General features: G+C 39.5%; 17 protein-coding genes and 5 tRNA genes. 17 read left to right on the forward strand and 5 right to left on the reverse strand.

Going from position 1 to position 20,855, the window contains the following annotated elements:
• Positions 1-45: 45 nt before the first annotated feature.
• From B2O97_RS10655 to B2O97_RS10670, 4 genes are all read right to left on the reverse strand, one after another.
• On the reverse strand, positions 46-2,451 hold the full coding sequence (locus B2O97_RS10655) for an ABC transporter permease (RefSeq protein WP_286767374.1): 2,406 nt from the start codon (positions 2,449-2,451) through the stop codon (positions 46-48).
• A gap of 44 nt (positions 2,452-2,495) precedes the next feature.
• Positions 2,496-3,173, reverse strand: coding sequence for an ABC transporter ATP-binding protein (locus tag B2O97_RS10660; protein ID WP_046672289.1), 678 nt, complete (start codon positions 3,171-3,173; stop codon positions 2,496-2,498).
• 95 nt (positions 3,174-3,268) lie between these two features.
• The gene (locus tag B2O97_RS10665; RefSeq protein ID WP_286767375.1) at positions 3,269-5,635 is read right to left on the reverse strand and encodes an ABC transporter permease; all 2,367 of its coding nucleotides are present in this window, start codon (positions 5,633-5,635) and stop codon (positions 3,269-3,271) included.
• Between the two features lie 63 nt (positions 5,636-5,698).
• Complete coding sequence (locus B2O97_RS10670; RefSeq protein WP_112373733.1) at positions 5,699-6,952, reverse strand: efflux RND transporter periplasmic adaptor subunit; 1,254 nt, start codon at positions 6,950-6,952, stop codon at positions 5,699-5,701.
• Between the two features lie 591 nt (positions 6,953-7,543).
• Here B2O97_RS10670 and B2O97_RS10675 point away from each other — a divergent pair.
• The 4 genes from B2O97_RS10675 to B2O97_RS10690 all read left to right on the forward strand — a co-directional run bounded on the left by B2O97_RS10675 (position 7,544) and on the right by B2O97_RS10690 (position 12,272).
• A complete protein-coding gene (locus B2O97_RS10675; protein ID WP_286767376.1) occupies positions 7,544-8,926 on the forward strand; it encodes a TolC family protein in 1,383 nt (460 codons plus the stop codon).
• A gap of 17 nt (positions 8,927-8,943) precedes the next feature.
• Entirely contained in the window at positions 8,944-10,320 is a 1,377-nt protein-coding gene (locus tag B2O97_RS10680) for a sigma-54-dependent transcriptional regulator (RefSeq protein ID WP_286767377.1), read from the forward strand.
• Between the two features lie 3 nt (positions 10,321-10,323).
• Positions 10,324-11,643, forward strand: a complete 1,320-nt coding sequence (locus B2O97_RS10685; RefSeq protein WP_286767378.1) for a sensor histidine kinase — start codon at positions 10,324-10,326, stop codon at positions 11,641-11,643.
• 110 nt (positions 11,644-11,753) lie between these two features.
• Positions 11,754-12,272, forward strand: coding sequence for a hypothetical protein (locus B2O97_RS10690; RefSeq protein WP_286752375.1), 519 nt, complete (start codon positions 11,754-11,756; stop codon positions 12,270-12,272).
• A gap of 178 nt (positions 12,273-12,450) precedes the next feature.
• Here the strand turns inward: B2O97_RS10690 and B2O97_RS10695 are convergent, their stop codons facing one another.
• Positions 12,451-13,614, reverse strand: a complete 1,164-nt coding sequence (locus B2O97_RS10695; protein ID WP_286767379.1) for a BamA/TamA family outer membrane protein — start codon at positions 13,612-13,614, stop codon at positions 12,451-12,453.
• 326 nt (positions 13,615-13,940) lie between these two features.
• On the opposite strand from B2O97_RS10695, the gene B2O97_RS10700 reads away from it, so the two are divergent.
• The 13 genes from B2O97_RS10700 (at position 13,941) to rplL (ending at position 20,772) form a co-directional block, all read left to right on the forward strand.
• Positions 13,941-14,013, forward strand: a tRNA-Thr gene (locus B2O97_RS10700).
• A gap of 26 nt (positions 14,014-14,039) precedes the next feature.
• Positions 14,040-14,120: transfer RNA gene (locus B2O97_RS10705), tRNA-Tyr, on the forward strand.
• 50 nt (positions 14,121-14,170) lie between these two features.
• A tRNA-Gly gene (locus B2O97_RS10710) sits at positions 14,171-14,243 on the forward strand.
• Positions 14,244-14,338: 95 nt separating this feature from the next.
• A tRNA-Thr gene (locus B2O97_RS10715) sits at positions 14,339-14,410 on the forward strand.
• A gap of 72 nt (positions 14,411-14,482) precedes the next feature.
• The gene (gene tuf / locus B2O97_RS10720) at positions 14,483-15,667 is read left to right on the forward strand and encodes an elongation factor Tu (protein WP_075991174.1); all 1,185 of its coding nucleotides are present in this window, start codon (positions 14,483-14,485) and stop codon (positions 15,665-15,667) included.
• 163 nt (positions 15,668-15,830) lie between these two features.
• Positions 15,831-15,901: transfer RNA gene (locus tag B2O97_RS10725), tRNA-Trp, on the forward strand.
• Positions 15,902-15,924: 23 nt separating this feature from the next.
• Positions 15,925-16,119 (forward strand): preprotein translocase subunit SecE, encoded by a 195-nt coding sequence (gene secE, locus B2O97_RS10730; protein ID WP_028072657.1) that lies wholly within the window; start codon positions 15,925-15,927, stop codon positions 16,117-16,119.
• A gap of 20 nt (positions 16,120-16,139) precedes the next feature.
• Positions 16,140-16,685, forward strand: coding sequence for a transcription termination/antitermination protein NusG (nusG, locus tag B2O97_RS10735; RefSeq protein ID WP_046672242.1), 546 nt, complete (start codon positions 16,140-16,142; stop codon positions 16,683-16,685).
• A 70-nt stretch (positions 16,686-16,755) separates the two neighbouring features.
• Positions 16,756-18,363, forward strand: a complete 1,608-nt coding sequence (locus B2O97_RS10740) for a S41 family peptidase (RefSeq protein WP_286767380.1) — start codon at positions 16,756-16,758, stop codon at positions 18,361-18,363.
• Positions 18,364-18,630: 267 nt separating this feature from the next.
• Positions 18,631-19,074: a 50S ribosomal protein L11 gene (gene rplK / locus B2O97_RS10745; RefSeq protein ID WP_028072660.1), complete on the forward strand. Its 444-nt coding sequence runs from the start codon at positions 18,631-18,633 to the stop codon at positions 19,072-19,074.
• A 22-nt stretch (positions 19,075-19,096) separates the two neighbouring features.
• A complete protein-coding gene (gene rplA / locus B2O97_RS10750) occupies positions 19,097-19,795 on the forward strand; it encodes a 50S ribosomal protein L1 (protein WP_046672240.1) in 699 nt (232 codons plus the stop codon).
• Positions 19,796-19,797: 2 nt separating this feature from the next.
• Positions 19,798-20,316 carry a 50S ribosomal protein L10 gene (gene rplJ / locus B2O97_RS10755; RefSeq protein WP_046672239.1) on the forward strand — a complete coding sequence of 173 codons (519 nt, stop codon included), beginning with the start codon at positions 19,798-19,800 and terminating at the stop codon, positions 20,314-20,316.
• Positions 20,317-20,394: 78 nt separating this feature from the next.
• Entirely contained in the window at positions 20,395-20,772 is a 378-nt protein-coding gene (rplL, locus tag B2O97_RS10760; protein WP_002992785.1) for a 50S ribosomal protein L7/L12, read from the forward strand.
• Positions 20,773-20,855 lie beyond the last annotated feature (83 nt).

Raw genomic sequence — 20,855 nt, forward strand, 5'->3', positions numbered from 1 at the left:
GACAGGTGTTAGTTGTATTGTTCATTAATGAGCTTCTTTATCATCTTATTCATCTCTTAAACTATGTACTGGATTTGCACGTGCCGCTTTTATGGATTGGTAGCTCATCGTAAAAAATGCAATAAGTAAGGTTGCGGCAGCCGGAATAATAAACATCCACCAGGATAGCTCTATTTTATACGCAAAATCATCCAACCATTTGTGCATCGCCCACCAAGCAATTGGGGTAGCAATCAAAATAGAAATGAGTATAAGTTTGATATAATCTTTTGATAATAATCCAATAATCCCCAATACCGTGCTTCCCAACACTTTTCGAATACCGATTTCTTTGGTACGTTGTACCGTGGTGATGGTAACCAGACCGATCAATCCCAGGCAGCTGATGAGAATTGTCGTCGATGTAAATAGATTGATAATCTTCGAGAATTTTAGATCACTGCTATAGAGTTCTTTGATTTGCTGATCATAGAAATCATATTTGAATGGGGCTTTTGGATAATATTTTTTCCATTCTTTCTCAATCTGTTTTAAAGTTTCCGGCCAGGTAGTTGAATTACTATTGAGTTTGACGCTTAGTCTGTTTAATTCCCATTTTTTAATAGAGCTCAGCATGACAACAGGTTGAATGGCTGCATGCAGATTTTTTGTGTGAAAATTGTCGGTTACACCCACAATCTGCCGCTGTTTGTCTGTGTACGTGACAAAGCTACCTACAGCATTTTCAGCAGATTTAAAGCCTAACTTTTGAACGGTGGCTAAGTTTAACACGATGCCAGTGCTCGTATCGGCCAACTGCAGCGGGCGGCCAGCAAGCATTTTAAAATTATAGAGCTTAAAGTTATCTTGGTCGACAAATTTCATTTGTACATCTGCCTGTACCTGTCCCGTATCACTTTTCGCAAACAAGGCATTTCCCCAATGATCGTTACTCATGGGCAGATGCCCCAAGGAAGCCTGCTCTACACCTGTGATGTGCTTAATCGCTTGCTTAAAAACAAAAGGATCAACATTACTGTCCTGGTAGCTTTTACTCGGGAAACGTAGGGTAATAATCGCATCCTTATCGAAGCCGGAGTTATTCTGTAGCGCATGTTTCAACTGTAGACCAATGATGCAAGTTGAAATAACAAATAGCTGAGCAATCAAAAATTGAAATATAATGAGCATTTTCCGAAAAGAAAGATTGCCAAATTTGAGACTTTGCGCATTTGAGATTTTAATGACTTCAACAATCTTGACTTTATTTGTTAATAAAATCGGGTAACCTGAGGAAATTAAGGTAATCGTGATTGTAAGTGTTGCTAAAAATAGCGATACTCCCCATGGATCGGGATACAACTTGAGCTGATCGGGAATATAGGAGGCTAAAACTGTTTGAATGAGAATAAGTAAAGGCCAAGATAAAAGCACCGAAAAAGCTGTAATGCAAAATGTTTCCAACAAAAAGGACTTTGTAATTCTTTTCTGGCTTTCTCCTAATGTCTTTCTGATACCAATCTCTTTCGCGCGTTGTGGGATTTGGGCGGTAGCGAGATTGATGTAATTGACACAGGCGAGTAAAAGCAAAAATATACCTATGCCGATTAGGCCATACATTATTTTCTTATTAACATTATTTTGCGCGTAAGAAGTAAAATGTAAGTCTTTTAAAGGTACTGTGTTTACATGCATTTTAAACCCAAACTTGTCAAATTCGGCATGCGTCATCTCATAGGCCTTTTTATCGGCTGTCTTTATGAGGTTAGGAAGGGAAGCCGATGATTTTACCTTAATAAAGAGCTGCCAATTTGAATTTGAATTGTTCCAGTTTGTGCTATTCCATTCCTTTTCTGGAATCTGGATAAATTCTTTACCCAAAAAGCTGCTTGGATGGGCTAGATCTTTTACAATGCCGGTGACATTGTATAATGTACTATCATAGGACAAAGTCTGTCCTATGATTTGGTCTATTGACCTGTTTGGAAAATACAATTTAGCCCGCGATTCTGTCAGGATGACTTCATGGCTATTTTTTAGTATATTCCTTTGGTCGCCAGCTAACCAAACATAAGGTGTCATTTTGAAATAGTCTCCCGTGGTACCGATGATATCGGGTTGATCTTCAAACTCTATTTTCTGCGTGCCGCCAATATTACTGACACGTTCGAAGTATTGTTTAAAGATGGGTACAGTCAGTTCAACACTAACAAAGTTTTCCTTAATATATGCCGGTAATGGTGCGGGAACACCATCGAAATGATCTAATTTATCCTTTTCTTCATAGGAGGTATGGACCTTGTAAATCTGCTCACTTTTCGGATGATGCTGATCAAAACTAAATTCATAATTGACGATACGGAAAATAAGCCAACAGGCACTTATTCCGATGGCAAGCCCAAATACATTTAAAAATGTGAAAAGACGGTTACGCCATAGTTGTCTGAAAATTAATTTAATCGTGCTCATCATTTACAGGTTATTAGGATAAATATCTTGGTTATATATGTGTGTCTTTATACCGAAGTTGTTTCCATAATCACTTGCCCGTCTAGCATGCGGATTACACGGTCAGAAAACTTTGCATCGTGTTCACTATGTGTTACCATGACGATGGTTGTGCCGGCTTCGTTCAATTCAGTCAGGAGTTGCATGACTTCGTTACCATTATTGGAATCGAGGTTACCCGTAGGCTCATCGGCAAGAATCAATTTTGGATTATTCACGACAGCGCGAGCAACAGCCACACGTTGTTGCTGACCTCCGGAGAGCTGTTGTGGAAAGTGATTTCGGCGGTGCATGATCTGGACTTTTTCCAAAACTTCTTCTACACGCTTTTTGCGTTCTGCAGCTGGAACATTGGTATAAACCAGTGGAAGTTCCACGTTTTCAAATACTGTTAGTTCATCGATTAGATTGAAGCTCTGGAATACAAAACCAATGTTATGTTTGCGGAGATCTGAGCGACCACGTTCTTTGAATTTGGCAACTTCAATCTCGTTGAACAGATAGCTTCCTTCATCCAAATCATCCAGCAATCCGATAATATTGAGTAAAGTCGATTTTCCACAGCCCGAAGGACCCATTACAGCAACAAACTCGCCCTCTTTGACATGAATGTTTAGGTTGTTTAATGCGACGGTTTCAACTTCTTCAGTGCGGTAATACTTTTGAAGGTTTGTGATCTTGATCATATTTTTTGTGCTCATGGTTTTTATGTTTTGGATCCTTGGCGATATTGCCTTGGACAGTTATTATTTCTGTTATTAAATTCTGTTTATTTAATTGTTTATTGATCTCTTAAAGTCTTCGTCGGATTGGCTATCGCTGCTTTAAATGCCTGTGAACTGATCGTCAGTAGGGCAATTACAATTGCTGCTACAGCACTGATGACAAAGATGGTCCAGGAAATCTCTACATGATGTGCATAGTTGGTTAACCATTTGCTCATAATCATCCATGCAATAGGAAAGGCAATGATACAGGAGATCGCTATAAGCGTAACAAATTCACGGTTGAGCATTTGGATAAGTCCCGAAACAGAGGCCCCCAGGACTTTACGAATACTGATTTCTTTTGCGCGTTGCTCTGTTGCAAAGGCGGCTAAACCAAACAGGCCTAGGCAGGATATAATGATAGACATCAGTGCAAATACACTGGATAGTTGCTGTACAAAAAGCTCAGCTTTAAACTTATTATTGAAACTATCATCTAAAAATTTATAGTCAAAGGGGAAGCCCGGGTTATTTTTGACGATGACCTTCTCGATTTGTTGAATGGCATCTGGTAAATCTACTCCAGCCTTTGTCTTGATGGTCATGATGCCATTATCTCTATTCATCGGTAGAAATAGCATCGGCTCAGGATCGGCATACACATTGTTATAAACGAAGTTCTTGACGACACCGGCGATGGTGAACTTTTCCTCACCGTAACTGATGATACTACCGGCCACAAGGCCATCTTTTTTGATCAGTTTTGCAAATGCTTCGTTGATGATAACCGAGGTGCTATCACCTACAAAATTTTGATGGAAGTTTCTACCGTCAGAAAGCTTTAGATCCAAAGCTGGAATAAGACCTTCATCAGAACGTAACATGCCAATCAAAATACTAGCATTTGGATCTTTTCCATCCCAGCTAAAACCGGACGTATTGGAGTTGATATTGAGTATACTCATATCACTGACACCGACCTCTTGCACAACTCCTGTTGCCAATAATTGATTTTTAATCAGTGGGAGATGTTTGGCCATATCGCCTTGTAGCGCTGTTGTCAACACCTGACTCTTATCAAATCCGAGATCCCTGTTCTTGTTGTGCTGAATCTGTTGGTAGATAATAATGGTACAGATAATCAAAACGACGGATGCCGTATATTGTAAAATCACCAATCCTTTGCGTACAAGACTTCCGCTTCCGGCTTTTTGCTTCGCACCTTTAATTGTCGTTAGTGGTTTGAATGCGGATAGGAAAAATGCGGGATAGCTACCTGCAAATAGGCCACAGGCAAGGGTAATTACCAACAGAAAAAGGAGGTGTAAAGGTGCCGATAAATTAACCTTCAGCTCTTGGCCTATCATTGCATTGAAAGGACCGATAAAGATGTAAATCAGCAACAAGGCTACCAAGGAAGAGATGGTTGCCAATACGAGCGATTCCCCTAGGAATTGCGTCACTAAAGATTTGCGGCTTGCGCCAACAACTTTACGCATACCCACTTCTTTTGCTCTTTTTTCTGACCTTGCTGTTGCGAGATTCATAAAATTGATGCAGGCAATTAATAGAACAACCCAAGCAATAAAGGTAAATAGACGTATATTTTTAATACCGCCTTCTATTTCATTTCCGCTATTGTCAAATTGGTTGTACGTAATCCAACGTTCCATTGGATAGAGGTAATTTTGTGAGAACGTGACTTCACCATTGGTTTTGCGTTTGACAAAATCCATCATCTGTTTGTTGATCTGGTCAACATTGGCATTATCTTCGACCTGAACCAATGTTTGTACGCCATTGTTTCCCCAGTTTTCCAACCAATCCTGACCAGCTTCAAACTTTTTGAAAGGAATCAGCCATTGAAAATCATAGCTGCTATTTTTGGGTAGGTCCTTGATTACCCCTGCAACAATAAATGGCTCAGTATTGTTTGTTTTGACGGTTTTTCCCAATGCCGGGCGGTTACCAAATAATTTATGGGCAGCTGTTTCTGATAACACGATATTGTTGACCTGATCGAAGGCGGTCTTTCGATCACCCTCCAAAAAATCCAAGGAAAGCACATCTGCAATGGAGCCATCGGCATATACCCCTGTCTGAAATATATTATTGTCTCCTACAGAAAATAACATGGGCGAATTCCAGCTCATGCGAACGGCATGCTTAATACCGGGTATTTCTTTTGCTACGCTTTGGGCAAATGGTCCAGGTGTCGATTCGAATACATAAGTAGCACCATCGTAAGTCTGTTTTGATTTGACAACATAGATATTCTTTTTGTTGGCGAAATTATCGTTGTAGCCCAACTGGCTTTCAACCCATAAAAAAATCAACGATGCCGCAGCGATACCGACCGCCAATCCAAAAATATTAAGAAAGCTGTACCCCTTGGTTTTCCAAAGGTTGCGAAGTGCGGTTTTAATAAAGTTTTTAATCATAATTAAGTCGTATGATAAAAGCGGTTATCGAGAGATCTGATGTGCTCGATAACCGCTAGGATGTTACTTTTTAATATTTAGCTCTTGCACCTTATCGTAGGTCTCATAGCTCGATACGATAACCTTATCGCCCGGTTGTAGACCTTTGATAACCTCATAATATTCCGGATTTTGTCTTCCTAATTGGATATCGACACGATATGCTGTACTTCCATTTTTATCCAATTTGAAGATCCAGTTACCACCGGTCTGTTGATAAAAACCGCCTTTTGCCAGCAATAACGCTTTGGTTTCATCGCTTAATGCCAAACGTATTTGTAAAGTCTGTCCACGGCGGATCCCTTTGGGAACATCATTGATAAACTCCATGTCAACCTGGAATCGGCCATTGGTGACTTGTGTATAGACTTTCTTGATACGGAGTTTGTAGGTTTTTTCACCGATAGAAAATTCACCTTGTAGATCTGGGAAAATACGGTTGATATAGTGTTCGTCAATATCAGCGCGCACTTTGAATCCTGTTAAGACGTCGATTTGTCCCAACCGTTCCCCGGCGTTTTTATTTTGTCCGATTTCAGCATCGAAGGCTGTCAATTGCCCGTCAACAGGTGCCCTAACAATCAAGTCGCCAATTTTCCTTTTCATCAGTTCCAATGCACTCTGCGTGCGTTGGTAAGTTTGTTTGTCCTGATTGGTTTTTTGTGCATTGGAGATTTCGTCCTGTTTCAGGATCTGTTTGGTCAAGTTGACCCGTTCTTTTTGATAGTTGTATTCGTTCTTTGATTTTTCGAACTCTTGTGTACCAATGGCTTTTTCGTTAAGTAATTTTCTGTTTAGATTATAGATCCGCTCCGCTTCACGATAGGCCTGTTCTACATCAGCCATTTGGTTGCGGTTGTTAATTGATGCTTGTTGTGCATTGGTCTGCGCAATTTGTGACTGTGTCAATAGATTGAGCACTTGCGTTTCTTGTTGTACCAGGGTAAGCTCCTGATCGGTATTGGAAAGACGCATGATTGCATCCCCTTTTTTTAAGATAGCCCCGTCTTCTACAAATTTTTCTTCGACGCGTCCGCCAACAGAAGCATCGAGGTATATACTACTAATAGGAAGCACGGTGCCATTTATCGGGATAAATTCTTGAAAGTTTCCATTTTTTATTTCGACAATAGAGATGCGGTCAGCTTCAACATTCAGTTTGCTTTTGCCGGAGGTAAAATAGAAACTGGCACTGATTAAGCCAACTAAGCCAGCAACCCCCACAATAGTCATGATACGTTTGCTATTCCACTTCTTCTTTTCTAAAGGTCTGTCCATAATTTAATATCAATTTTGTATGTAACTATGAAAGCTGTGCCAATAATTTAATTTACTGATTTATAGTTGTTTATTTTGTTTTGTTTGGCGCTCGGTGTTCGATAGCGGACACTTCTTGTACGAAGACGTACAACTGGAAGTTTTTCGCTGTTTATTGTGGCAACTGAAGTGCTTTGAGCAAATATAACCACAGGTTGTGGTAAGGTACGTTAGTTCTATTGGAGTACACATTGATTTATGTATAGTTTATTAAGTTGCAACGGAGAAGAATCTTCAATTTAAATATATCAATTCTCTTAATTTACACGGAACTAATACGGACTTTATAGGGACCTTATTCGGACCTCATTCGGATGAAAGCGAATAAAAACCGAAGAAACTCCGATGTATATCCATTGAATAAACGAATAAATACTGAACTTGATTTCCATCATGTTCCTACTTATACTCTTGTGGATTTTTATTGTCCAACTACGCACACCGACTGTTCATTAATGAACATTTTTGAAAATATGTTTTTTGTATCTGTTTGATAGTTAGTGTTTTTGTTGTTTGGCATGGCGATGGTCAGCAAGAAAATAAAAACTGGATATGAAGAGAGTTTATATATATAGTACATTATGCTTTTTATTGAGTTATGCTAAGGCAGGGGCGCAACAGACGGAGCAGCAACTAACGGAAAGAGTGTCGGGGACAGCAACAATTGCAGCGGTCGACGATAAACAAATTGCCAAGCGAAGCTTAGCTGAGTGTATCCAGTTGGCCATAAAGGCCAATCCAACCTTATTGCAGAATGAACTCGATGTGAAGCGTGCCGAGGTGAATTTGGCACAGGCTAAAGCGAATAGACTTCCCGATGTCGATGCGAGCCTACAACATAGCCTGACCTCAGGTAGATCGCAGGATAACTCGACCCTTCAATATATTTCATCCAACAACTCAACAGGGAATTTTTCTTTGGGAGCCAGCCTGCCGTTATTTAGAGGGTTTCGTCTATTTAACGAAATTCGGATGCGTGCTGATGCAAAGACAGCTGGTAAATTGACTTTTGATACGCAGATTAATAACCTAAAACTAGATGTTATTACCGCTTATATTCAAAGTTTGACTGCCCAGGATATATTTCGGCAATCCGAAATGCAGACTGAAGTAACCCGAGAGCAGGTCAGACGTGCGGAGAGCATGCATAAGGAAGGCGCAATTAACCCTGGGGATTATTTTGATTTGAAAGGACAACTGGCAAATGATGTCAACACGATTGAAAATAATCGTCAGTTACTATACAGTAGCCGGGTGAAACTGGCGGCCTTATTGAATATGGCGGAAAATCAATTAGGGGAATTGGACAATATCGGAATAAATGAGACAGGACAGCGTTTGGATGAGAAGCAATTATATGATATGGCTGTCGACCAATTGCCTGATATTAAAGCTTTGGATTATCGGATAAAAGTGGCGGAGCGGGATATTAAGATTGCGAAATCATACTATTACCCGTCTTTGAGTCTGAGCGCTGGTTTAGGATCAAATTATTCAAAATTGGGGATTCAAGGAACGTATTGGTCCCAAATGCGTAATAACGTGGGAAAATCTATTTCTCTAAATCTCTCAATTCCCATTTTTAATCATTTGCAAGTATATAACAACGTCCGCCTGGCAAAATTAGATCTACAAGCTGCTAAATTTCAGAAAGAGATCCAACAAAATGTTTTACGGTCGGCGACGTCCAATGCGGTTTTTAATTTGCAGAACGCAAGTAACATGATTACACAATTACGTAGTCAAAATGAAAACTACGCGGAGTCTTTTCGCATAGCCAAAGTCGTTTTCGAATTGGGAAACAGTAATTCAGTGATTTTTTTGACCGCAAAAACGAAATTCGACAACAGTCAGATTCAATTGGTCGTCAAGCAGTATGAATGGCTGCTGCAAAAATATATCAATGATTATTACGCAGGCTCATTGAATTTATAATTATCTTAGTATCTTCAATGAAGTCAGTAAGTATGAAAAAAGCATCTATTTTAGTCGTTGATGATGACCAGGATTTATTAACTGCGGCAAGAATCTTGCTTAAACCTAAAGTTAGTCATATTCAAGTTGAACCCAATCCGGAGAACTTAATCGCACATCTGGAGAAGACACCTTATGATCTGGTACTTTTAGATATGAATTTTAAAAGTACAATTAATACTGGTAATGAGGGATTATATTGGTTGTCCCGGGTTAAAGAAAAGTTTCCACAGGTACATGTCATTATGATTACCGCTTATGGAGCTGTAGATCTCGCTGTAAAATCGCTGAAACAGGGGGCGTCAGATTTTGTCGTGAAACCCTGGGAAAATGAGCATTTATTGGCGACGATCGAAAGCACGCTTGCTGAATCAAAAAACAAAGAAAAGAAAAGTAAAAGTTCTCTGCTCAGTAGTGCGAACAGTCCTGATTTGATTGGTAACTCTGTTGTTATGGACGAACTGCAATATAAATTGGAGAAAATAGCGCCGACAGATGCCAATATTTTAATATTAGGTGAAAATGGGACAGGGAAAGACCTCATTGCTCAAGCCATTCAGCGAAGATCCTTGCGTTCAGATCGGACTTATGTCAAGGTCGATGTCGGGGCGCTGACAGAAACATTGTTTGAAAGTGAGCTTTTCGGTTATAAAAAGGGGGCATTTACGGATGCACGTGAAGACCGTCAAGGGCGATTTGAAGCGGCAAATGGAGGGACATTGTTCCTCGACGAAATTGGAAATATCTCTTTGCAGCAACAAGCTAAATTGTTGACCGTACTCCAGAATAGACAGGTGACACCGTTGGGTTCCTATCAACCGATCCCGGTGGATATCCGCTTAATCTCAGCAACCAATGTGCCGTTGAAACAGCTTGCAGATGAAAGCCGTTTTCGAAAAGACTTAATTTACCGGATCAATACCGTGGAAATTCAGGTACCGCCATTGCGTGAACGGGGAGAGGATATCAAGCTATTGGCTGATCATTTTCTCGATATCTATTCGAAAAAATATAATAAACGGATTGAAGGCTTTGAACCGGATGCGGTAAAAAAAATGTGTGCATATCATTTTCCGGGCAACGTCCGGGAACTTCAATACAGCATCGAGCGTGCTGTTATTATGGCAGATCAGCTTAGTATCGCTGGAAATGACCTTTTTTTCTCACCAATCGAACAGCAAGTAGATAACCACGTTGTTGAAACTAGCGCTAGCAGTCAAAATTTGGAAGAATTGGAACGTAAAGCAATCAAATCTGCGATTGAGCGTTACAACGGAAATATCAGTAAGGCAGCAAAAGAATTGGGATTGACAAGAGCTGCGCTTTATAGACGTTTGGAGAAATATGATATTTAGTCGATGAGGCACGGAAAAATCTTAAATGCGATCAAGATTATATTACTGTTGGTAGCTGCTCTTGTGAGTGCTTATTTGCTGTTAAAACGTGAATACGTACAGGCGGCTTTGATCTTCTGTATGATGCTTTACCTGGGTTTTAACCTATATGCACAATATAATTTTTTGGCCAAGCAGTTGATTGAATTTTCCGAAGCGGTCAAATACCGTGATTTTACCAGACGTTTTTTGGTGAAAAACACAAAATCAGTAGAAGGAAAGCTTTTCCTTGCCTTTAATCAGATCAACGAAACATATAAGGAGATCAGTATTAAACAGGAAATTCAGCATCAATATCTGGACCGTGTGATCAATATGCTGAATTCGGCGATTATCTTTTATGAGATGGACAGTGGTAAGGTCATGTGGGTGAATGATGCTTTCAAGCAGCTATTTCATTTGCCACATCTTGGAAACATCACGGGACTGAAGAAAAAAAACAATGATCTTTATGAAAAAACCATGTTACTTGAAAACGGACAGCAGCAGATGGAGTCCGTTCAGTCAAGTAAAGGGAAAATTAAATTATTGATTCAAAGCTCAAGCTTTGAGACACAGGATGCTTTGTTTCGCATTGTTGTATACCAAAATATCAATGAAGCAATTGATGAAACTGAGACAAAGGCATGGCACAAATTATTGCGCGTACTGACGCATGAAATTATGAATTCCATTGCTCCGATCAGCTCACTGGCTGAAACCTTAAACGGTCGTTTGGACCATTTCAAAGGAACTGAAGATATTGATGATCTAAAAACAGGCATTTCCACCATCAAACGTCGTAGCGAAGGACTTTTGCATTTTGCGAAGAGTTATCGCATGATCAATAAAGTCGATCAGCCTCAGCTAGCACCGATTCAAATTTCACAGCTGTTTGAACATATCTATCAACTGCTTGAACCAACCTTGATCCAGAAAAATATTGATGTCGATATTATCCTAAAAAATACAAGGCTTATTTTATCTGCCGACGTCAATTTGATCGAACAGGTTATTATTAACTTAATGTTGAATGCGATAGATGCGGTTAAAAATAGGGAAGAAGCCTATATTAGTTTATCTGCTCTTGAAGTGGACGGCAAGGTGCAGATTCGGATTGAAGATAACGGGGCAGGAATTCCTGCCGATCTTCAGGAGCAGATCTTTACACCATTTTTTACAACAAAGAAGACGGGTACAGGAGTCGGCTTGACCCTAAGTAAACAGATCATGCTTTTGCACAAGGGTACTATTTTCCTCAATAGTACGGAAGGAAAAGGGAGTGTTTTTGTTCTCCAGTTTTAAAGATATTATGTAGCCTAGCTAATTTAACCGTATGTATTCAGTGGAATTAAACCTGATGTTCCATGTGAAAAATCATAAAATTTAGCGATGTTTGCAGCGAAATGAACTACATGCTTAAGTATTGGCGGCATTATTTTGTATCCCATAGTCGCCATGGGACCCATTCCCCTTTTGTTTATAAATTGGTAGACGAAGTGATCTATCAAAAGACATCCAAGGAGAGCGTTTCGGAATTACCGCAAACTATTCAAAACGGAAGCAAGGTAGAGCAGAAAAAGTATGCATTAATCGATCGGTTATTAAACACATTCGCTTACGACAATTTTAGTTATTGGGCCGATCGTCCGATCGAAAGTTATCAGAGTCTTCTGCAGGACCAATGCGGAAGCTATGCGTACCGACATATTTATTATATCGACCTGGACGATCTTGACCTGAATTTTTTGGGAAATGTTGGCGATCGAGATCTATTGATTATAAACGAACCCCATGTGTCAGCGAAAAGGGAAGCCTACTGGAACAAGCTGAAACAGGATAATCGTGTTGTGGTTACCATAGATCTATACCGAATTGGGTTGGTTTACTTTAGAAAAGAACAACGAAAAGAGCATTTTCTGATACGATTTTAGGCTACTGTTTCGACCATTTTTTGGCTGTCGATAGGCAGTCATGGGCCACGTTCCCTAAGGCATTAAATATTTTATCTGAAGTTTAAGGATACAGGAGAGGAGAGCGAAGAGGAACAGGTAGCTGTCATTCGGCAAGAATAAACAAGAGCATCCATATATTTATGGATGCTCTTGTTTATTAAAAAGCTTCACTTAGGGAAAGATAGAAACCCGATTGTCGTTTTTCTCCAGGTCTTTGTTCGCCAAAGGAATAATCAAAGCGTATGCTGCTATTGTGTTCGAGACTAAAGAAATATCTTAAGCCACCGCCATAACTTGCGACATATCGGCTGCTATTTTCCTTTGAAAAGGTTGATCCTAGCCCTGAAAAACCAACAATACCAAAGCGTGGATGAAAGCGATAACGCAGTTCAGCTTGGGAGGCAAGGTAATTCTTGTCCCGGTAACGTCCGAGGTAATATCCGCGCATCATCATGTCTCCACCGAGCTCACGGTAGTTGTAAAATGGGACGGTTTTTCCAAATGTGGAACGAAAGATTCCTTGCAGGGCCAGTGTGACTTGGTTGTGCAGGGGAATAAAGCCACGCAGATCCACGTCGAGGTTTGCCCCCGTAAAATCAGTACTTGTCCATAACTTTGGAGCATAGGCCAGTCGCAATTTAGCATAATACCCCCTTGTTGTATAAGAAACGTTATCCCTATTGTCAAACAATTGCGAAATACCTACAAGTAACTGTTGCCCGCCATGCTTTCCAATAAGATCGGAATGATTGAAAATACGATCGGCACTATCGCTACGAATGGTGAAGTTGTCGTATTGAATGTTGATGCCCGAATAGAGGTTGTTGCTGATTTTTTTCTCAGCTTCGAGTTTGACGCGAAATAATTTTTGATCAATGCGTTCTTCATCTGCCTTCCAGGTGTCCATACCGACGCCATAATAGTTAAAGGGCCAATTACGGTAACGCATTTCACTAATCAGATGGTAGTCGTTGTTTTTAGTCCAAAGATCTGTCTGCAGTTTGAAATTGGACTGACTATTGGATGTAAAGGTTCCCATGACCATGACCGTAGAGGTGCGGATTTTGGGATCAGATTTGTCCAGATAAAAATTATAAGCGCTCGCCAGGCCGTATTCAACGCCCGTTTCCTGCGCATAACCAACGGCCGGTAAAACCATAAAACTACCGGAACGTGTAGAATCTCTTTCAGCGGAAAGAAATTTTTTACTCAATTTTTGAATAATATTTTGAGCTTTCAATTCGGCCGATCCCATTAAAAGTACCGTAAATAGTACGGAGTATCGGGTAAGTTTTGAAAGTGATTGCGGTAAAATTTGCATGCCCAAAGATAGTATATTAGCCAAATAACCAAAACAGGTAAATATGCAATCAAAAATTATTGTGCTGCATATCAGTATAATTGCCAAAAACTGTCTTTTTTTTTTGACAAATATTTTTGTAAAGTGAGTTTTGTGTCTATCTTTGCATCAGCAAACAAGGGAACAACGGTTCAAAACAACGAAAGTTTGCTTAGTTCTTTAAATGAAAAAAAATAAAAAATAAACTTGCAGAAATCAAAAGTAAATTCGATATTTGCACTCGCTGAAAAGGTAGAAATACTTGGTCAGACGTTGATAGAATGTAAGTTTAAATAAAGATATTAGAAGCCTCTTTAGCTCAGCTGGTAGAGCAACTGACTTGTAATCAGTAGGTCATTGGTTCGATTCCGATAAGAGGCTCTAAATGTAACGAAAGTTACAGGTCTGGAGGGGTTCCAGAGCGGTCAAATGGGACGGACTGTAAATCCGTTGCTTCGGCTTCGAAGGTTCGAATCCTTCTCCCTCCACACTTTATTTTAATTAGGGTGTTAGATTTACTCTAGTTTCTAATTATTAAGCGGAAGTAGCTCAGTTGGTAGAGCGATAGCCTTCCAAGCTATAGGTCGCGAGTTCGAACCTCGTCTTCCGCTCAAATTTTTCAAGTATTAAATTTAGTCTCTATCTTCTTTGATAATAATGTATCTAAAGGTGGGGGCATTAATACGTAAATAAGGTTTTTTAGTAAGCCGAAGTAGCTCAGGGGTAGAGCACTTCCTTGGTAAGGAAGAGGTCGTGGGTTCAAATCCCATCTTTGGCTCGTACTTGTGTAAAAGTTAAGCAAGAGTATATAACAAATAGAAATAATTTATAATTACTAATTCGCATAAACATGGCAAAAGAGAAATTTGACCGTAGTAAACCACACTTAAACATTGGTACTATCGGTCACGTTGACCACGGTAAAACTACAACTACAGCTGCTATCACTAAAGTATTGGCTGATAAAGGTTTGTCAGAAGCTCGTTCATTTGATTCAATTGACTCTGCTCCTGAAGAAAAAGAGCGTGGTATCACAATCAATACTGCACACGTAGAATATTCTACAGCTAACCGTCACTATGCACACGTTGACTGTCCAGGTCACGCTGACTACGTTAAGAACATGGTAACTGGTGCTGCTCAAATGGACGGTGCTATCATCGTAGTTGCTGCGACTGATGGTCCTATGCCTCAAACTCGTGAGCACATCTTGTTGGCTCGCCAAGTAGGTGTTCCTGCGTTAGTAGTATTCATGAACAAAACTGACTTAGTTGATGACCCTGAGTTGTTAGACTTAGTTGAAATGGAAGTTCGTGAGTTATTATCATTCTACGAATTCCCTGGTGATGATATCCCTGTAATCAAAGGTTCTGCTTTAGGTGCATTGAACGGTGAGCCTGAGTGGGTTGAGAAAATCATGGAATTAATGGATGCTGTAGATAACTACATTCCAATTCCTCCACGTTTGACTGATTTACCTTTCTTGATGCCAGTAGAAGACGTATTCTCGATCACAGGTCGTGGTACAGTTGCTACAGGTCGTATCGAAAGAGGTGTAATCAACTCTGGTGATCCAGTTGAGATCTTAGGTATGGGTGCTGAGAACTTGAAATCTACAGTAACAGGTGTTGAGATGTTCCGTAAAATCTTAGATTACGGTGAGGCTGGTGATAACGTGGGTTTATTGTTACGTGGTATTGAGAAAACTGATATCAAACGTGGTATGGTTATCTGTAAACCAGGTTCAGTAACTCCGCACGATCATTTCAAAGCTGAGGTTTACGTATTGTCAAAAGCTGAAGGTGGTCGTCACACTCCATTCTTCAACAAATACCGTCCTCAATTCTATTTCCGTACAACTGACGTAACTGGAGAGATCTCTTTACCAGAAGGTACTGAAATGGTTATGCCAGGTGATAACGTTACAATCAGCGTGAAATTAATTTCTGCTATTGCAATGGAAAAAGGTCTACGTTTCGCTATCCGTGAGGGTGGTCGTACAGTAGGTGCTGGTCAGGTAACTGAAATTATCTAGTCTTTAATAAAGATTCAGAATCACATAGAATAAGCTAATCGACTGAGGTTGATTAGCTTATTTTTTCGATAAGCGATTTATCGGATTAAAATAAAAAAAAGTAAAAAAAGATTTGCAGAAAGTGGTTTAAAACACTATATTTGCATCACAAAATAAGAAATACACGGGCATAGTTTAAAGGTAGAACGAAGGTCTCCAAAACCTTTGGTCTGGGTTCGAGTCCTGGTGCCCGTGCTTATAAAAACAGATAAACTAAAATGGCAAAAGTACTTGATTTTTTTAAAGACTCTTATGTAGAGATCACTGAGAAAGTGACTTGGCCTACATGGTCTCAGTTACAAAGTTCAGCTGTTATTGTGCTTGTTGCGTCTCTTCTTATTGCATTGGTTGTCTTTGTAATGGATAAAGCTTCAAGTGTAGGGTTAGAATTCTTGTACGGTATTGCTTCTTAATTTTTCAATCGTATTTATTTATGGCAGATCAAGGTTTAAAGTGGTACGTAGTTCGTGCTGTAAGTGGTAAAGAAAAGAAAGTAAAGCAATATATTGATGCCGAAGTTAGCCGTTTAGGTATTGAGCACTTGATTCCTCAGGTGTTGATTCCAATGGAAAAATACTACTTGATGCGCGATGGAAAGAAAGTTGCTAAAGAACGTAACTACTACCCTGGTTATGTTTTATTGGAAGCAGCTCTTGACGGTGAGTTGGAGCACATCATCAAAAATATCAATAGCGTCATTGGTTTCTTGGGAGATAAAGCTGGTAATGCTGTCCCTTTACGCCAAGCAGAAGTGAATCGTATCTTAGGTAAAGTGGATGAAATGGCAGAACAAGGTGAAACCATTAACGTTCCTTACTATGTGGGTGAAACAGTGAAAGTAAACGATGGTCCTTTCAACGGATTTACTGGAGAGATCGAAGAAGTCCACGAAGATAAAAAGAAATTAATCGTCATGGTGAAAGTCTTCGGTCGTAAGACTCCACTTGAACTGAACTACATGCAAGTAGAAAAAGAGTAAGATTAGTAATTAACGATAGAGAAAAGCTTTTCATGAAAATTGGAAGGCTTTTTTTTGTATCTTACCATAAATGAAAAGGCCAGGTATTTATCTATTCGCATTGTTTTATGTGCTGACATTGCTGAGCTGTGCAAATGTCGAGAAGTATAATCGATTTATCGAGACTCCCCTGGCAGTGGAAGCTATGCAGCAAGATATCAACTATGTTGAGCGTAACTTATGGAAAATGCATCCGGACCTTTTTTTGTATATAGGGGAAGATCAATTAAAGACTAAGTTTGATAGCCTCCGTTCTACGATCCGTCAACCCTTACTGCCCAACCAGTTTCAGCTGGCATTAGCAGCTGTTCTGTCTCAAGTTCGGCAGGGACATATGACCTTTAGCCCACTTATTTCCAAATTTGACCCGAAAGGTAAGGATAAAGTACGTTACCAAAAAAGTAAGGGCCCCTTCTCACAATTGGGATTTCATTGGCAAGAAAATACATTGTATCTTTCAAAAAATGGAACGGCAGATTCAACGCTGATTGTCGGTTCAAAAATTCTAGCTATTGAAGGGATACAGCCACAAAATTTGTACACAAAATATCGCCCAACCTTTACCTCGGATGGGTATAATACAACATTTATAGATCAGGCTTTTGAACGTTTATTACCGCGGTATTACCAATTGGAATTGGGGTATCGAGATTCTATTGCTGTGGTGTTTTCTCGTGCTGATAGTACGTATGAGCGGTTTGTTGTCAGAAGATTTGAAGCACCTGAACAGAAGGGAAAGGTCGGGACAAACCATGCGGCTACGGAAAAACCGAATAAAAAGCCTTCGGAAAAGAAGGATAAGCAAATCGAAAAGAAGTCCGATACGAAAAAGCAGCGCAAGATATTCGGCTATAATACCAATCTAAAAAGAATGAGCAAACAGCTCTCTTTCCCTGTCAAAGGCGATAGCAGTATTGCTTTATTGAAGGTGGTCGATTTTTCCTATGGGCGTCCAAAAGAAGCCTATAGAAGGATTTTTGATCGACTGGAGCTTAATTCGGTTCAATACCTGATCTTGGATCTTCGTGGCAATCTGGGCGGACGTTTGTCCGATGTTCGTGAACTATATAGCTATCTGGTAGAAGCGGATAAATTCCAGTTTGTTCAGCCGGCAGTGATCAGCTCAAAGTTCAACTTGCCATTTTATCAGGTAAAAGGATTGCCAGGCTGGTCTTATCCCGTTTTATCACCATTTATTATACCAAGTGCTGTAGTATCTTGGGCAAAGACGTTTTCCAAAGATGGTATAAATTATACCCATCTTACGGGAAGCAAAATTGAAAAATCAAAGGCGAATCGCTATCGCGGTGATTTATTTGTATTGATCGATGGCGGGACTTTTTCTGCAGCGAGTTTGATTGCTACAAATCTGAAAGTTGGGAAACGTGCTGTTTTCTTTGGTGAAGAGACTGGCGGGGCTGCTAGTGGTACTGTTGCGGGAGTTCTTCCTGTACTGAAACTGCCAAACTCCCATTTAAGGTGGCGCTTTGGCTTAATGGACGTGAAGCCTTATTATCATGTAAGCGAAGCTGGACGGGGTGTTATGCCGGATGTTTCCATTGTACGAAATGTTGATGATGTATTCAAAGGGAAAGATCCGGTATTGGATAAGGTGTTGAAGATTATTAAAAGGCAGTAGAGCTGATGTGACTTCGTTAAAACCGATTTTTTTAGCCTTAATTTTTAGAAAAGTGCTAAGATTATTTTTTTGTAATAGGATGTCGGGTCTAGGTAGGGATAAAAAAAACATAAATTCCTGAAAAATTAAAAGTTAGATACTTGCAGGATTCAAATCTTCTTATTAACTTTGCACCTCGGTTGGGGTGTTACGTCCTGGCCGATGAATGTTACGTTATTTGCTTCCAACTTACTAACAGACATTTAACAAAATTAAATTCAAAACAAAATGGCAAAAGAAGTCAGTGCGTTAGTAAAATTACAAGTTAAGGGCGGAGCTGCGAATCCTTCACCTCCAGTAGGACCTGCATTAGGTGCTAAAGGTGTGAATATTATGGATTTCTGTAAGCAGTTTAACGCTCGTACGCAAGACAAACCAGGTCAAGTATTACCTGTTGTCATTACAGTTTACGCTGATAAATCATTCGATTTTATCATCAAGACTCCACCGGTAGCAGTTCAGTTGAAAGACGCTGCTAAATTAAAAAGTGGATCTGGCGAGCCTAACCGTAAAAAAGTTGCGGCTATCACTTGGGAACAAGTTGAGACAATCGCTAAAGATAAAATGCCTGATTTAAATGCATTTACTGTAGAGGCTGCTATGAGAATGGTAGCTGGTACAGCACGTAGTATGGGTATTACTGTATCAGGTAATGCTCCTTGGAACAATTAATTAAGAAATCAATTTAAGAAAAGTGGCTAGATTAACAAAAAATCAAAAAGCGGCACTATCCAAAATTGAAGCTGGTAAAGCATACTCTTTGAAAGAAGCTTCGGCTTTAGTTAAAGAAATCTCATTGACCAAATTTGATGCTTCTGTGGATATCGACGTTCGTTTGGGCGTAGATCCTCGTAAAGCAAATCAAATGGTTCGTGGTATTGCAACATTACCTCACGGTACTGGTAAAACTGTTCGTGTATTAGTTTTATGTACTCCTGATAAGGAAGAAGAAGCTAAAGCGGCAGGTGCAGACTACGTAGGTTTAGATGATTACATCAGCAAAATTGAAGGTGGTTGGACTGACGTTGATATCATTATTACTATGCCTAGTGTTATGGCTAAAGTTGGTAAATTGGGTCGTATTTTAGGTCCAAGAAACTTGATGCCTAACCCTAAAACTGGTACAGTTACAACAGAAGTTGGTAAAGCTGTAACAGATGTAAAAGGTGGTAAGATCGATTTCAAAGTTGACAAAACCGGTATCATCCATACTTCTATTGGTAAAGCGTCGTTCGATGCAGATAAGATATATGATAACGCACTAGAGGTATTACAAACTCTAGCTCGTTTGAAACCATCTGCAGCTAAAGGAACTTACTTTAAAAGTATTCACATTTCCTCAACTATGAGTCCTGGTATTCATATTGAGACTAAATCAGTAGCAGGTATTTAATCATGAGAAAAGAAGAAAAACAAGAAATTGTTCTAGCTTTGGCCGAACAGATTAAATCTTACGGTAACTTCTATATTACCGATACTGCTGAGTTGTCAGTTGAAAAAGTGAATAACATTCGTCGTAAATGTTTTGAACAAGGCATCGAAATTAAAGCTGTAAAAAACACTTTAATCAAGAAAGCATTAATCGAAGCTGGTGTTGATGAAGAAGAAATCTTTGGAACGCTTAAAGGAGCGTCTACAATGATGTTTTCAGAAGTCGCTAACGCACCTGCGAAATTAATCAAAGAATTGCGTAAATCAGGTGAAAAACCGTTGTTAAAAGCGGCTTTCATTGAAGCAACTGCATTCGTTGGAGATAATCAATTAACTGCATTAGTTAATCTTAAATCTAAAAACGAGCTTATTGCGGATGTTATCGCAGCCTTGGAATCTCCTGCGAAAAATGTTATTTCAGCTCTTCAATCAGGAGGAAATACTGTTGCAGGTTTAGTAAAAGCTTTAGAAGAAAGAGGTTAACGAATCCTCTAGAACAGAAACATTCGTTACAATTTAATTAACAATTTTTATAAAGTACATTCAAAAATTCAAAATAAAATGGCAGATTTAAAACAACTTGCTGAACAGTTAGTTAACTTAACAGTAAAAGAAGTTAAAGAATTAGCTGATATCTTAAAAGACGAGTATGGCATCGAGCCTGCTGCTGCTGCTGTTGCTGTAGCTGCTGCTCCAGCTGAAGGTGGTGCTGCTGCTGCTGAAGAGAAAACTTCATTTGACGTTATCTTGAAAGAAGCTGGTGGTCAAAAATTAGCTGTAGTTAAATTGGTTAAAGATTTAGCTGGATTAGGCTTGAAAGAAGCTAAAGATTTAGTTGACGGAGCACCTAAAGAATTAAAAGCTGGTGTATCTAAAGACGAAGCAGAAGCTTTGAAAAAACAATTAGAAGAAGCTGGTGCTGTTGTTGAGATTAAATAATCTCAACTAATTAGCCCGAAAAGGTTTAGACTCTGACGATTTTTCGTCAGAGTCTATTCCTATTTATATCAATACGCCACTAT

Origin of the sequence: Sphingobacterium sp. UBA865, assembly GCF_002295765.1 — a bacterium.
GTDB classification, from domain to species: Bacteria; Bacteroidota; Bacteroidia; order Sphingobacteriales; family Sphingobacteriaceae; genus Sphingobacterium; species Sphingobacterium multivorum.

Coding starts and splice junctions, on each gene's coding strand:
- B2O97_RS10655 (WP_286767374.1), bottom strand. CDS start 2,451: ATGATGAGCACGATTAAATTAATTTTCAGACAACTATGGCGTAACCGT.
- B2O97_RS10660 (WP_046672289.1), bottom strand. CDS start 3,173: ATGATCAAGATCACAAACCTTCAAAAGTATTACCGCACTGAAGAAGTT.
- B2O97_RS10665 (WP_286767375.1), bottom strand. CDS start 5,635: ATGATTAAAAACTTTATTAAAACCGCACTTCGCAACCTTTGGAAAACC.
- B2O97_RS10670 (WP_112373733.1), bottom strand. CDS start 6,952: ATGGACAGACCTTTAGAAAAGAAGAAGTGGAATAGCAAACGTATCATG.
- B2O97_RS10675 (WP_286767376.1), top strand. CDS start 7,544: ATGAAGAGAGTTTATATATATAGTACATTATGCTTTTTATTGAGTTAT.
- B2O97_RS10680 (WP_286767377.1), top strand. CDS start 8,944: ATGAAGTCAGTAAGTATGAAAAAAGCATCTATTTTAGTCGTTGATGAT.
- B2O97_RS10685 (WP_286767378.1), top strand. CDS start 10,324: ATGAGGCACGGAAAAATCTTAAATGCGATCAAGATTATATTACTGTTG.
- B2O97_RS10690 (WP_286752375.1), top strand. CDS start 11,754: ATGCTTAAGTATTGGCGGCATTATTTTGTATCCCATAGTCGCCATGGG.
- B2O97_RS10695 (WP_286767379.1), bottom strand. CDS start 13,614: ATGCAAATTTTACCGCAATCACTTTCAAAACTTACCCGATACTCCGTA.
- tuf (WP_075991174.1), top strand. CDS start 14,483: ATGGCAAAAGAGAAATTTGACCGTAGTAAACCACACTTAAACATTGGT.
- secE (WP_028072657.1), top strand. CDS start 15,925: ATGGCAAAAGTACTTGATTTTTTTAAAGACTCTTATGTAGAGATCACT.
- nusG (WP_046672242.1), top strand. CDS start 16,140: ATGGCAGATCAAGGTTTAAAGTGGTACGTAGTTCGTGCTGTAAGTGGT.
- B2O97_RS10740 (WP_286767380.1), top strand. CDS start 16,756: ATGAAAAGGCCAGGTATTTATCTATTCGCATTGTTTTATGTGCTGACA.
- rplK (WP_028072660.1), top strand. CDS start 18,631: ATGGCAAAAGAAGTCAGTGCGTTAGTAAAATTACAAGTTAAGGGCGGA.
- rplJ (WP_046672239.1), top strand. CDS start 19,798: ATGAGAAAAGAAGAAAAACAAGAAATTGTTCTAGCTTTGGCCGAACAG.
- rplL (WP_002992785.1), top strand. CDS start 20,395: ATGGCAGATTTAAAACAACTTGCTGAACAGTTAGTTAACTTAACAGTA.